This window comes from Variovorax fucosicus (genome assembly GCF_030316825.1).
Taxonomy (GTDB): Bacteria; Pseudomonadota; Gammaproteobacteria; order Burkholderiales; family Burkholderiaceae_C; genus Variovorax; species Variovorax fucosicus.
Window position 1 is genome coordinate 616,684 of the sequence record NZ_JASZYU010000002.1, and the last position, 12,924, is coordinate 629,607.

Annotated in this window: 11 protein-coding genes; all 11 read left to right on the plus strand. The window is 60.3% G+C overall.

Annotated features, from left to right (window positions below; genetic code table 11):
• The first annotated feature begins 101 nt into the window (after nt 1–101).
• Nucleotides 102–1,736, plus strand: a complete 1,635-nt coding sequence (pdxR, locus tag QTI05_RS15030) for a MocR-like pyridoxine biosynthesis transcription factor PdxR (protein ID WP_286622049.1) — start codon at nt 102–104, stop codon at nt 1,734–1,736.
• Between the two features lie 83 nt (nt 1,737–1,819).
• Entirely contained in the window at nt 1,820–2,581 is a 762-nt protein-coding gene (locus QTI05_RS15035) for a maleate cis-trans isomerase family protein (RefSeq protein WP_286622050.1), read from the plus strand.
• A gap of 85 nt (nt 2,582–2,666) precedes the next feature.
• Nucleotides 2,667–4,220 carry a threonine ammonia-lyase, biosynthetic gene (gene ilvA / locus QTI05_RS15040; protein WP_286622051.1) on the plus strand — a complete coding sequence of 518 codons (1,554 nt, stop codon included), beginning with the start codon at nt 2,667–2,669 and terminating at the stop codon, nt 4,218–4,220.
• Between the two features lie 5 nt (nt 4,221–4,225).
• Entirely contained in the window at nt 4,226–5,056 is an 831-nt protein-coding gene (gene proC / locus QTI05_RS15045; RefSeq protein ID WP_286657826.1) for a pyrroline-5-carboxylate reductase, read from the plus strand.
• A 282-nt stretch (nt 5,057–5,338) separates the two neighbouring features.
• Nucleotides 5,339–6,256, plus strand: a complete 918-nt coding sequence (locus QTI05_RS15050; RefSeq protein ID WP_286622055.1) for an ABC transporter permease — start codon at nt 5,339–5,341, stop codon at nt 6,254–6,256.
• The gene (locus tag QTI05_RS15055) at nt 6,253–7,125 is read left to right on the plus strand and encodes an ABC transporter permease (protein WP_286545687.1); all 873 of its coding nucleotides are present in this window, start codon (nt 6,253–6,255) and stop codon (nt 7,123–7,125) included. Before QTI05_RS15050 ends, QTI05_RS15055 begins: the two co-directional genes overlap by 4 nt.
• Nucleotides 7,126–7,168: 43 nt before the next feature.
• Nucleotides 7,169–8,725 carry an ABC transporter substrate-binding protein gene (locus tag QTI05_RS15060; RefSeq protein ID WP_286622056.1) on the plus strand — a complete coding sequence of 519 codons (1,557 nt, stop codon included), beginning with the start codon at nt 7,169–7,171 and terminating at the stop codon, nt 8,723–8,725.
• Complete coding sequence (locus tag QTI05_RS15065) at nt 8,722–9,732, plus strand: ABC transporter ATP-binding protein (protein WP_286622057.1); 1,011 nt, start codon at nt 8,722–8,724, stop codon at nt 9,730–9,732. Before QTI05_RS15060 ends, QTI05_RS15065 begins: the two co-directional genes overlap by 4 nt.
• The gene (locus QTI05_RS15070; RefSeq protein WP_286622058.1) at nt 9,713–10,726 is read left to right on the plus strand and encodes an ABC transporter ATP-binding protein; all 1,014 of its coding nucleotides are present in this window, start codon (nt 9,713–9,715) and stop codon (nt 10,724–10,726) included. The genes QTI05_RS15065 and QTI05_RS15070 overlap by 20 nt, the downstream gene beginning before the upstream one ends.
• A 174-nt stretch (nt 10,727–10,900) precedes the next feature.
• Nucleotides 10,901–12,115, plus strand: coding sequence for a CaiB/BaiF CoA transferase family protein (locus QTI05_RS15075; RefSeq protein WP_286622060.1), 1,215 nt, complete (start codon nt 10,901–10,903; stop codon nt 12,113–12,115).
• Nucleotides 12,112–12,873, plus strand: a complete 762-nt coding sequence (locus tag QTI05_RS15080; protein WP_286545694.1) for an enoyl-CoA hydratase/isomerase family protein — start codon at nt 12,112–12,114, stop codon at nt 12,871–12,873. Before QTI05_RS15075 ends, QTI05_RS15080 begins: the two co-directional genes overlap by 4 nt.
• Nucleotides 12,874–12,924: the final 51 nt, after the last annotated feature.

A 12,924-nucleotide genomic window follows, 5' to 3' on the forward strand; every position in this document is an offset into this window, starting at 1 on the left:
GTCAGAGCTCGTAGCGGAATCCGCTCGCATCGAGCCACTTAACGTCGTCTGCTATATAAGTGGCATGCCACTTGCATCATCAGCGGGCCACTCTCGGCACCATGCCAAAGCTTCTTGGCGAATTCTTAACGGTGAACAGCGCGATGGACGGGCCACTTCCCATAGACGAATCGAACCACTTTGGTGCACAGCCCAAGCCCCGGCGACGGCAAGCGCGGGCATCCAGGGCACGCCTGCTCGAGTTCCTGGTGATCAACCGGCAAAGTCCGGTGACCGTGGTGGACCAGGTTGCCACCGCGATTGAACACCTGATCGTCACCGGCGGCCTGAAATCAGGCGACCTCCTGCCGTCGACGCGCGAGCTCGCCCGAACGCTCGACATCGCCAGGGCCACTGCGCTCAGCGTCATCGCCAGGCTCAGCGCGGAGGGATTCGTCGAGACCCGCGTCGGCTCTGGCTCGAGAGTGCGCGAGCGATCAACGGACTTGTTGACCGGGAGTGCCGCGCTCGCGCCAAGCTCGCTCAAACGCAGCCAGGTGCCGGGCGCCGTGGCCATCCAGCAGCGGGTTGCCTTGCTGGACACCTTGCCAAAGCATGTCTCGCGCAGTACCAGTTTGATGGACTTGCAAAGCCTGTCGGTGGCTACGCCTTTCGCTCCAGGGATGCCGGCAATTGATCAGTTCCCCTATCACTCCTGGAGCGACTTCTGTGCAAAGTCCTGGAAGCACGCGACGGCCGCCATGCTGGAAACTCGCGACCCGGCCGGCTACAGGCCGCTTCGGGAGGCACTTGCTGGCTACCTGGCGAGTGCACGTGGGGTACGTTGCACGGCGGATCAGATCATCATTGTCTCCGGTGCTCAGCACGCGTTCGATCTAACCTTGCGCGTGCTGACGCAGCCGGGTGACCGGGTGTTAATTGAGGATCCGGGCTTCCTTGGCGCCAGAAATGCCATGCTGTCGGCGGGATTGAATCTAAGGGGGGTCCCGTTAGATGAGGAGGGTGTCATGGTGCCGGACGACAACGGCGGCGCCAAGCTGCTCTACACCACCCCGTCGCACCAGTATCCGATGGGTAGAACCATGAGCCTCGCGCGCCGCCGGGCACTCCTCGAGTGGGCGCACCGGACATCCTGCTTCATCTTTGAAGACGACTACAGCAGCGAATTTCGGTATGACGGCAAGCCTTTGCCTTCCCTGCAGGGATCTGACGAGTACAGCCGGGTGATCTACGCCGGAACGTTCAACAAGATCATGTTCCCGTCCTTGAGGCTGGGTTACCTCGTCGTCCCAGAAGAACTCGTTGATGTTTTCCTGAGTATCCGAACCTGGTCGGATGGCTGTCCTCCGGGCGTGATCCAGGCTGCCATGCTCCAGTTCATCGAACGGGGAGCCTTTTACTCGCACATCCGCCGGTTGCGAGAGATCTACGCAGCCCGCCACTCGCTGCTGTGCGAGCTGATCTCGCAGAGGATGGGACTGATGCTGTCGGTCATCTCGGATCCGGCTGGACTGAACCTCGCGGCGGTCGCGAAGCGCCCGATGGACGACGTGGCCCTCTCACGCCGTGCTCGCAACGCGAATATTGTCTGTCCGCCCCTGTCTCAGTACTACGTCCATGTGGAACCGCAATGTGGGTTCCAGTTTGGCTTCGCTTCGAGCAACGAGGCTCAGATGAAGGCGGCCATGGACCGACTCGAAGTGGTCTGGGGCCAAGGCGCGTCGACTAATACCTAACTGGTCTGAGAAACTGGAGCGAAGTGGCATGCTGCAGGAGACCTTCGATGCTTACGCTTCTCGGATCACGAAGGGAACAGCTCATGCTTCAGACTCGAATTGGCTACGAACTTGCTCAAGATGACTCAGAGGCACGCCGCCTGGCGCTGATCGTGCTGCGAACGGACCGCACCATCGAGGGCGAGGTGCGATCGAGCCTTCCAACCTCGCAGCCCGTCTCCCTGTACCACAGTCGCATCTTCAACGACTTCGAGATCTCCGCCGCGACCTTGGAAGCCATGTCGGACCTGCTGCAGCCGACGGCGGCCTTGATCCCTGCCGAGTTCAAGCCGCACGTGGTGGGATACGGCTGCACGTCTGCCACGATGCTCCTCGGCGAGGAGCGGGTCGCAAGCATCATCCGCCAGGCACATCCCGGCGTGCAAGTGACCGAACCGGTCACTGCCTGCATTGCGGCATGCAAGTCGCTGGGGATGAAGAAAATCAGGCTGGTCACCCCCTACGAGAACGCGGTGAACCGGAAAATCGTGGACGGACTTCGCGCCCGCGGGCTGGACGTCGAGTCCGTGGTTTCGTTCGAGGAGCCCGACGACCTGAAAGTGGGCGTGATCGCCACGAACAGCGTGGTCGAAGCGGCGGTCAATGCGGGCGGTGGAGTGAAGCCCGACGTCGATGGTGTCTTCATCTCATGCACCACGTTACCGACCTTCAGTGCCATTCCGATCATCGAGCGCCTCACGGGCAAGCCCGCGACTTCAAGCAATCATGCGCTGGCATGGCACATGCAGAAGCTTGCCGGCATCAAGAAGTTCCAGAGCTCGCTCGGGCGCCTCTACGCAGACTAGCCGTGGCAGGCGTCCTCCGACGGAGTTCCCCCTCTTGCGACATGCTTCGCCCCCGCAACTTCGTCCGTGAGAACGCCGTCACCTCATGCTCGACCTCGACGAATACCTAAAGAGGATCCTCACGTCCCGTGTGTATGACGTGGCCGTGGAAACCCCTTTGCAGCCTGCCAGAGAGTTGTCAAATCGGCTCGGCAACCAGGTTCTCCTGAAGCGCGAAGACCAGCAGGCCGTGTTCAGCTTCAAGCTCCGTGGCGCCTACAACAAGGTCGCACAGTTGTCGCCCGAGGAGATGCGTCGCGGGGTGATCTGTGCTTCTGCGGGTAACCATGCTCAAGGTGTCGCACTTGCCGCGCGGCGCTTGGGCGCGACTGCAGTCATCGTCATGCCTGTCAGCGCGCCACGAGTCAAGATCGAGGCGGTCAAGGGACTGGGGGGCACCGTGGTGCTGCACGGGGAGAGCTACTCCGAGGCGTACGCTCATGCCCTGGAACTACAAGAGGCGGACGGGTTGACGTTTGTGCATCCGTTCGACGACCCCGATGTGATCGCCGGGCAAGGCACGGTAGGGATGGAGATCCTGAGGCAGCATCAGGCGCCGCTGCAAGCCGTGTTCGTGCCAGTCGGCGGCGGCGGGTTGATCGCTGGCGTCGCTGCGTACGTCAAGGCGGTCCGCCCGGAGGTTCAAGTGATCGGGGTGCAGACCGTCGACTCGGATGCCATGGCGCGATCGGCTCTAGCTCGCAAACGCGTCACACTGGGCGACGTGGGCTTGTTCTCGGATGGAACGGCCGTAAAGCAGGTGGGCGCGGAGACCTTTCGCATCGCCAGCAGCCTTGTGGACGACTATGTCACGGTGGATACGGACTCCATCTGTGCGGCGATCAAGGATGTATTCACCGACACCCGCAGCATCGTGGAACCGTCCGGGGCGCTGGCGGTGGCCGCCGTGAAGCAGTACGTCAAGCAGCGAAAGACGCGCGGAGAGACGTATGTAGCCATTCTCAGCGGCGCCAACATGAACTTCGACAGGCTCCGGTTCGTTGCGGAACGGGCGGAGATCGGTGAAGAGCGGGAGGGCCTGCTCGCGGTCATGCTTCCCGAATCACCTGGAAGCCTGTTGCGCCTGTGCAAGACCATCGACGCCCTGTCCGGCCCCGCCCGCAGCATCACGGAACTCAAGTACCGTGCATGCGACGCCGAGAATGCGTCGGTGCTGCTCGGGCTGACGATCCACTCCGCAGGGGAAACAGGACGCGTTGCAGAAGTTTTGACGCAGGCTGGCTTCTCCGCCCAAGATCTGACGCACGATGAACTGGCCAAGGAGCACATGCGGCACATGGTGGGCGGGCGCTCGCCGGTCGCTGCGGGCGAGCGTGTGCTGCAGTTCGTCTTTCCGGAGCGTCCGGGTGCCTTGATGCAATTCCTCTCGTCATTGCCGCCCAACTGGAACATCACGATGTTCCACTACCGCAACCAAGGCTCCGACTATGGCCGTGTGTTGGTTGGCCTGCAGGCACCCAGCTCAGACGAGGACGATTTCCACCGTGTTCTGGAGAGAGTGGGCTATCCGCATGAGGAGCTCACGACCGCTCCTTCCTACCGGCTTTTCCTGAGGCCACGCAGCGTCATAACACCGTGATTTATATGGCAAACCGTACATCTATAAAACAAATGATCCTCTTCGTTGGCGGCGGCCAAATGGCATCAGCCTTGATTGGAGCGTTACTCAAGGATGATTGGCCCGCCGACAGCATCTTGGTGCTTGATCCTTCGGTTACGCAACGTGCGACTATTTCTGAGACTTTTGGAGTTCGCACGCTGCCAGAACCTCATGAGGAAATGCGAGGGGCAACGACAGTTATATGGGCCGTCAAGCCGCAGGTGTTGGCTGACGCTATGCGGCAGGTTCTTCCACACTTGTCGGATCCGCTGCATATCAGCATTGCAGCAGGTGTCAGATCAGACATTCTGGCGCAACACGCCCGTTCCGATCGGATCATTCGAGTAATGCCCAACACCTCCGTCTTGGTCGGCGCAGGCGTTTGTGGCATGTGTGCTGGCCCGAACGCGAAATCTGAAGACAAAGCTCTTGCTGAAGCAATACTTACCCCGACGGGGTATTGCTTCTGGGTCCAATGCGACGACCAGCTGGACGCCGTCACAGCCGTCAGTGGCAGTGGTCCGGCATACGTATTCCACTTCATGTCCGCATTTCAAAAGGCGGCGCAAGCAATCGGCTTCGATGAAAGCACGTCGCGTGAGCTTGTGCTAAAGGTCGTTGGCGGTGCAGCGAAACAAGCCAGTTCAAGCCAACATTCTTTTGAAACGCTTCAACAAAACGTGACGTCAAAAAGAGGAACAACCGAAGCCGCGATTGCCGTGCTAAACGAGTCTGGCACAGCTTCCGCCTTAAATTGCGCCGTCCGGGCCGCGAAAGAAAGGGCGACAGAGCTCGCTGATGAGCTGTCCCGCTAACAGTTCACGCGAACACCGAGAAGCATTTAAGGCATCACGCGATGCGCGCGACATGTTCGCCGGGCACTGCTACCGAGGAATCATGCAAATACCAAACTGCGGCAAGACAACAGCATCGACGGCTTGGCTGTCCGACGCCGCTGTACTTCAAGGCTTGAGCTGCGCAGGCGATCCCTTGGAGACGGGACTCCAAGGGGGCCGTGACAAGACGTCTGCAGCATCCGCTTTCTGGTACGTCGCGATCTGTGCGGCCGACATAGCGTCGAAAACGGGAGGGCCGAAGTGCTGAGGCTAATCATCAAGCAGTTCGGGCTAGGCGTAGTAGTGGTGCTGGCCGCCATCACACTGACCTTTGTCATGGTGCGTGCGAGTGGCGATCCGACGAGCCTGATCCTTCCTCAGGACGCGACCGCGGAGCAGCGAACGCTGTTGCGCTCACAACTTGGTCTTGATCGGCCTGTGCTGGCGCAATATTTGAGCTATGTCGCCGGGGCGATGCGAGGCGAGTTCGGAAGGTCGTACTTCGACGGCGACAGCGTGACCGCGATCATCTTGCGGCCCTTACCTAACACGCTGCTGCTTGCAGGCACGGCACTTCTGATCGCGATCATCTTAGGCATTCCCCTCGGGGTCATGTCCGCGGTCTGGCAGGGAGGCGCGCTTGACCGCACCGTTCAAGTCGCGAGTGTGTTCACCACCTCCATGCCGTCGTTCTGGCTGGGGCTGCTGCTGATCCAGGTGTTCGCCGTTTGGTTGGGATGGGTGCCCACATATGGGTCCGGCACCGCGGCACACCTGATCTTGCCCGCTGTAACGGTGGCGTGCTGGGTGTTCCCGAGTCTTACGCGACTGACGCGCTCGTCGATGCTCGAAGTCCTGCCGGCTGGCTATATTGCCAGCGCCCGAGCCAAGGGAATGCCGGAGTATCGCGTGATCTCGCGGACGCTGCTGCGCAATGGCATCGTTCCGGTCCTGGCGTTGCTCGCACTTGAAGTTGGGTCCTTGCTGGGCGGTGCTGTCTTGACCGAGGCCGTCTTCTCGTGGCCGGGCATCGGGCGCCTGGCCATTCAATCGATACAGCGCCGGGATTTTCCGGTCGTTCAGGGCATCGTTGCCTATGTAGCGATGATGTTCGTCGTCATTACCGTTCTTTCCGAGATCGCGGTCCGGATCGTGAATCCGCGACTGAGGCACACATGAAATCGATACTCGTTGCAGTCCAACGATCGTTGGCGAACGCGATCCGTCATCCGTTCACGCTGGGGTTCTCGTCCATCGTGCTGGGAATCATGGTGTGCATGGCCATAGGTGGAACGTCGCTCGCACCATACGATCCCGAGGAGCAAGACCTCGGCGCCCGGTTACTCGCGCCGGGATCGCTAGGCTCTGCCGGGCGTTATTGGCTCGGCACCGATGCCCTCGGGCGAGACATCCTTTCGGTCATGATTGCAGGAGCTGCGCCGGCGTTGGTCGTTTCACTTGTCGCTGTGTGCCTCGCGGCAGCTATTGGTGTCATCGTTGGCGTCTTCGCCGGATTCAAAGGCGGCCGCTACGCTAGCGTTCTGCTGTTCCTGACGAACATCCAGCTGGCATTCCCGTTCTTCTTGCTAGCCGTCACGATCGTCGGCATTCTTCGCCCCACGGTACCCTTGGTGATTGGTGTCATCGCACTCGGAGGCTGGGTGCGGTTCGCGCGCGTGACATACGCGGACACAATGCAGATCCGTGAGCTCGAGTACATCGAGGCTGTACGCGTCATGCGGGGATCCGATGCGCGCATCGTTCTGCGGCACATCCTCCCTAACGTTCTGCCGAACATCCTGGTATTGGCGACCTTCGGCCTGAGCACTGCAATCATCATGGAAAGTAGCCTCAGTTTCGTCGGACTGGGCGTGCCGACCGCGACGCCAACTTGGGGACGCATGCTTAGCGACGGCCGTGACTATTTAGTCACTGCTTGGTGGCTGACCATATTTCCCGGCCTGGCGATCTTCTTGCTCGTCCTATCGATCAACATCCTAGGCGAGCGACTGCGGGACTCGACGGATCCCAAACTCTCGCTGCAGTAAACGTAGCTTGTTTTTACTCCCTGAAAGGAAGGGGCGCTCCAATATGAAATCATTCAACAGATCCATCGCAATCCTCGGAGCGGGCAAGGCGCGCGCCGTCGCCCTTGTGCTGAGTACCATGATCGCCGTGATGAGCGGCACGTGCGCAATGGCGCAGGGCTCGGGACCAGAGATTCGCGTCGCGCTGAGCGCGGGACTCGATGTACTCGACCCGACTCGGTCTACCAACGGGGCTGACTTCGTGATCTACACCCAGGTCTACGAGACGTTGCTGGATCTCGATCCGAAGACGGGCGAACTCGTACCCAAGCTGGCGACTTCATTTCGGCTCAAGTCTCCGACAGTCTGGGAATTCAAGTTGCGCAGAGGCGTCAAGTTCCATGATGGAACGCCCTTCACCTCTGCGGATGTTAAGTACTCCATCGAGCGCGTCCTCGATCCTGCGACATCGTCGCCTCATCTTGCCCAACTGGCTTCCGTCAAGGAGGTGCGCGCGATCAATGAACTGACAGTCGAGATCGAGACCAAGATGCCCGATCCCCTGTTGCCGCGTCGTATGCAGCCCGTCGGGGGCGCAGGCCGTGTGTTCATCGTCCCCAAGATGTACTTCGAGGCGGGTACCAAGCAGGAAGTCAGCGACAAGCCCGTCGGAACCGGACCTTACAAGCTCGGGGAATGGCGAAAGGGCCAGTCCCTGACCCTGCTGAGGAACGAGGACTATTGGGGCAAAAAGCCGGACGGCGCCAAGGGGACCTTCACATTCATCACAGAGAACGCGACCCGCGTGAATGCGCTGCTCAGTGGCGAAGTCGACGTCATTCAACGCTTGCCAATTCCTGATGTACCGCGCGTCGAGGGCTCGGCAAGCGCCAAGATCATTGCAAGCTCGGCTGGCGTTGTTCACACGCTATTGCTCGATTCGCGCAAACCACCGTTCGACGATCTCAATACGCGCAAGGCTTTCGCCCACGCGCTGAATATGAACAACGTTATCGGCAACCTGCTCGGCAAGTACGGCCGTGTGCTGCCGGTGCCGCTCGGTCCCACCGTAACCCAGCTCGACAAGTCGATTGCGCCCTACAAGTACGACCGCAATCTCGCGAAGGAGCTCTTGGGGAACAAAGCACCGCTTGAACTCAGCACCTACACCTCTGACGGTCGTTATGTGGCGGACCGGGACATCTACCAGGCGGTCAATGCGCAGCTCTCTGCAAATGGCTTCAAGGTCAAGCCGCAAACGCTCGAGTGGGGTCGTTTTGTCTCGCTGATGCAAAGCCGTAGCGCCGGACCTTTCTACGTCGTTGGTTGGGACTTTAGCGAAGGAGATGCCAGCAAGATGAACTCCTTCCTCAAATCGAGCTCCGCATTCTCCGTGACCAACGATCCCGCCTATGACAAGCTTGTGGATGCTGCTGCAGCCGAGATGGATGAGGCCAAGCGCACCGAACTGTGGAAAACGGCTCAAAAGCTCGTTCATGAGAAGTACTACGTTGCGGCCGTCTGGCAGGCGGATGCGATTTACGGTTTCTCGAAGAAGATGAATTTCCAGGGGACGGTCGGGGAGGTTCTGGACCTGTCGAAGGTTACCGTTGCGCCATGACGCAGGTCCGCTCCGCTGCAGCGCAGCCGCTACTTTCGGTCAACGGGCTTAGGGTCGGCTTTGCGTCTCGCGGTGGATTGGTGCAAGCAGTACGCGATGTCAGCTTCACGGTCGCACGTGGTGAAGTCTTTGCGGTGATCGGCGAGTCAGGCTCCGGCAAATCGACGGTGGCGCAGGCTCTGATGGGTCTCCTACCCCCGTCTGCCACCGTCGAGGGCAACATGAGGCTCGACGATCTGGATCTCATGGCCCTGTCGAAGCGCGAGCGCCGACGGCTATCGGGGGAACACATGGCACTGGTCCGGCAGGATGCTCTGTCCGCCCTGAACCCGTGCACCACGGTTGGCTACCAGATCGCGGAGACGCTCATGGTGCACCGCGGGACGACCAAAGCTGCGGCGATGGCCGAAGCGGTTCGGTTGCTTGACCTCACTGGAATCCCGACTGCCAAGGTGCGCGTAAACCAGTACCCGCACGAGTTCTCCGGTGGAATGCGCCAGCGTGCATTGATAGCTATGGCTCTGGCGCTGCAGCCCGCACTACTGATTGCCGACGAGCCGACCACGGCCCTCGACGCAACAATCAAAGCGCAGATTCTCGATCTGCTGCTCAAGCTGCGGGCCGAGTTCGGCATGTCCATCGTCCTCATCACTCACGACATGGGCGTCGTAGCGCGCGTGGCAAATCGAATGCTGGTCATGTACGCTGGTCAGGGCGTTGAAACCGGCGAGGTCGGCATGGTCTTCGAGCGGCCTGCCCATCCTTACACTCGCTCGCTGCTCGCGGCGATTCCCCGGCTTGGCGTGCGTGCCGATTCACTTGCTGCGATCCCTGGTCAGCCTCCGTCGCCGTTGTCGCTGCCTGCCGGCTGCCCGTTTCATCCACGCTGTAGCCGCGCGGAAGAACTATGCGCACAGCAGCAGCCCAAGCCACTGATCCTTGCCGAAGGGCAGAGCGCTTTGTGTCATTTCCAGCCGGAGAAACGTGATGTCCGCATCCTTGCTTGAAGCAACGCGGAAGGGGAGCGTTGACGCATCCATCCTGCGGGCAGAGGCGTTAGAAAAACGCTTCCCCATACCCCAGCCGTGGCCCAAACCTCCGCAGCAGCTCATCGCGGTCCGAGATGTGAGCCTTCGGTTGCGTGAAGGCGAGACCTTGGGCATCGTTGGTGAGTCCGGTTGCGGCAAGTCCACGTTGTCGCGCATGCTGGTCGGAACACTACCGCCTTCGTCAGGTCGACTGATGCTTGACGGCGTCGACATCGGCGCGCCGGGAGATCCTCAGCGGCAAACACATCTGCGGCATCTCCAGATGGTGTTTCAGTCACCGTACTCCTCGCTCAATCCTCGGATGCGGATCGTAGATATCGTCCGCGAGCCACTCGATATTCATGAAAGCGGTTTGACCAGACAGAAGCGGCAGGAGCGGGCGTTGGACATCCTGCAGCGAGTGGGACTCGGTGAGGCCTTTGCCATGCGCTACCCGCAACAGCTCTCAGGTGGGCAGCAACAGCGAGTGGGCATTGCACGGGCGCTGGTGCGAAAGCCCCGGATCGTCGTCTGCGACGAGCCAGTCTCCGCACTCGACGTCTCCGTACAGGCGCAAGTGATCAATCTGCTGCGCGAGCTGCAGCGTGAAATGGGGGTCTCATATATTTTTGTATCCCACGATCTTGCCGTCGTAGCCAACATCGCCGACACGCTTGCGGTGATGTATCTGGGCCGCGTCGTCGAGTCCGGTCTGGCGGCCGACATCCTTGGCAATCCGCGTCACCCCTACACGCAGGCCCTGGTCGACAGCTCTGCGGTGCCAGATCCTGCCTTCGAACGGCAGCGCTCGCCACGCGTCCTAAAAGGCGAGTTACCTGACCCGATGAATCCGCCTTCTGGATGCCCGTTCCGGACGCGATGCTGGCAGGCGGCGCAAGAGTGCGCGGAACGGTTGCCAGAGTTGGTGCTGCGACCTGGGGCGCCACAGCAGGTTGCCTGCCATTTCGCATGACACTTTGATTGAGCACGCCGGCGCGCATCGCATTTCTGTGGCGAAAGCGCTTAACTGAATGCCTTGTCGCCCAACGAAGTTTACAAACACTGAGCCCACTCCGCAGCGACAACACCTCTAGCTTCACCAGCACGCTGATCGCGTCCCGAAACACTTCCTATTAAGTAATACGCTATGCAAACAGGCAATGCCCCCGTGCTGAACGGAGTACTCGTTCTGGACGCCGCCACTTACATTGCCGCGCCGATGAGCGCATCCATCCTCGCCGAATTCGGAGCGGACGTCATCAAAGTCGAACACCCGAGGCTCGGCGATCCGCTTCGGCGCTTCGGGACCAAGGGCTCCGATCCCAATGCGTCCATGCAGTGGCTCAACGAAAATCGCAACAAGCGGTCAATCACCATCGATCTCGGCAAACCCGAAGGGCGAGACCTGTTCATCGCACTCGCGAAGAAGGCCGACGTCGTGGTCGAGAACTTCCGTCCCGGTACCTTCGAGCGATGGGGACTGTCCTGGGAAATGCTTCACGGCCTAAATACGCGTCTTGTGATGCTCAGGCTTTCTGCGTTCGGCCAGAATGGTCCGCTCAGAGAGCAGGTCGGTCTTGCGCGCATCGCACATGCATTCAGCGGGGTCACGTCAATCAGTGGCGAGGCGGATCGACCCCCCGCCAATCCTGGGCCGACTTCCCTTGCTGATTACGTCGCCGGCGTGTACGGGGCTCTCGGCGTCCTTCTAGCCCTATTCGAAAGAGAGCGGTCTGGCATAGGGCAGTTCGTCGATCTCGCGCTGTACGAACCGATGCTGAAGACGATGGACGAGGCATTTGCCGTCTTCGACCGGACCGGTTTCATTCGTCAACGCTTCGGATCGCAGGTTGTCACCGTTGCGCCTACTGCAAATTACCGATGCTCTGACGGTGGATTCGTTACGGTAGGCATACCGGACGACAAGATGTTTGCGCGTCTTGCCAGCGCGATCGGCAGGCCAGAACTGGCCGAATCCAATTCCGAGTTTGTGACCAACGCGATGCGCGTCGAGCGCAGGACCGAGATCGAAGCAATCGTGAGCGCCTGGATCGGATCGCGTGACCGTGACACCGTTGTGCGGCTGCTAAAGGACGCTGATGTTCCGAGCTCGGCCATACAGGATGTTGCGGAGCTTGCACGACATCCTCAGGTTGCCGCTCGCGAAAACTTCGTGAAGCGCCCGGACGGTGCAGGCGGAACGATCACGATGCAGGCACCGGTACCAAAGCTTTCGCGAACACCGGGTCGAGTCACCACCGCAGGTCCTGCGCTAGGCGAAGCGACGGAGGAGCTCCTCAAGGGTTTGCTTGGATTGAGCGATGCTGAGCTGGCGCATTTACACGCAAAGGGGATCATATGAGCGTATCGATTCACCAATGCTCCACACTCGAGCTTGGCTGTCGTGAAAATGTGCTCGTTGTTCATCTAAATCGTCCGGGCGCGCTCAATGCGATCAATCGAACGATGCGGGACGAACTGCGTCGCACGCTCGACGAGGCGAATCGCGATGACGATACGTTGGCCGTCGTGCTCACTGCCAATGGAAGAGCGTTCAGTGCGGGGCATGACGTGAAAGAGTTGATGGCCCTCTCTCCATCCGCAGCGAGCGCCGTCATGCTGGATATTGGCGATCTCTATCGAGACTTGCGCACTTTCTCAAAGCCTCTCGTCGCGGCACTCAACGGCATGGTGCTCGGTGGCGGAGCGGCCTTAGCACTTCTCTCCGATTGGCGCCTTGCAACGCCGGAGGTGGAGTTCGGTTTTCCCGAGATCGACCGTGGCTTGGTAACGGCTCTAGGACCGTGGTTGCTTGGGCTCTTCATGCCGCCGGCACATGCCCACCAGATCGTGCTAAGCGGCGCGCGCCTCTCCGCCGGTTCGTGCCTGAGCCACGGCTTGGTCTCCGAAACAGTCGAGCAACCCGAACTGCTCTCGAAAAGCATCTCTGCCGCACTCTCCTTGGCCGGAAAGCCCCGAAGCGCATTTAGCCTCATGAAAGCTAGATTTGCTGCGGTGACTGAAGCCGGCTTCCAAGAGGCATTGGAAGCGGGTGCCGGAATGCAGGAGCGGGCGCAGGAAGCACGACAGCGTATCGTTAACAACAGCTCCGTTCTATGAAATCACACCTTGCCCCTGTTGGTGCCATGCCCTCGGCAAGGCGTTTTCGCC

Bases quoted from the DNA above. Each gene is read 5' to 3' on its own strand.
- ilvA (WP_286622051.1), top strand. From the start codon at position 2,667: ATGCTCGACCTCGACGAATACCTAAAGAGGATCCTCACGTCCCGTGTG.
- QTI05_RS15035 (WP_286622050.1), top strand. From the start codon at position 1,820: ATGCTTCAGACTCGAATTGGCTACGAACTTGCTCAAGATGACTCAGAG.
- QTI05_RS15065 (WP_286622057.1), top strand. From the start codon at position 8,722: ATGACGCAGGTCCGCTCCGCTGCAGCGCAGCCGCTACTTTCGGTCAAC.
- QTI05_RS15080 (WP_286545694.1), top strand. From the start codon at position 12,112: ATGAGCGTATCGATTCACCAATGCTCCACACTCGAGCTTGGCTGTCGT.
- QTI05_RS15075 (WP_286622060.1), top strand. From the start codon at position 10,901: ATGCAAACAGGCAATGCCCCCGTGCTGAACGGAGTACTCGTTCTGGAC.
- proC (WP_286657826.1), top strand. From the start codon at position 4,226: ATGGCAAACCGTACATCTATAAAACAAATGATCCTCTTCGTTGGCGGC.
- pdxR (WP_286622049.1), top strand. From the start codon at position 102: ATGCCAAAGCTTCTTGGCGAATTCTTAACGGTGAACAGCGCGATGGAC.
- QTI05_RS15055 (WP_286545687.1), top strand. From the start codon at position 6,253: ATGAAATCGATACTCGTTGCAGTCCAACGATCGTTGGCGAACGCGATC.
- QTI05_RS15060 (WP_286622056.1), top strand. From the start codon at position 7,169: ATGAAATCATTCAACAGATCCATCGCAATCCTCGGAGCGGGCAAGGCG.
- QTI05_RS15070 (WP_286622058.1), top strand. From the start codon at position 9,713: ATGTCCGCATCCTTGCTTGAAGCAACGCGGAAGGGGAGCGTTGACGCA.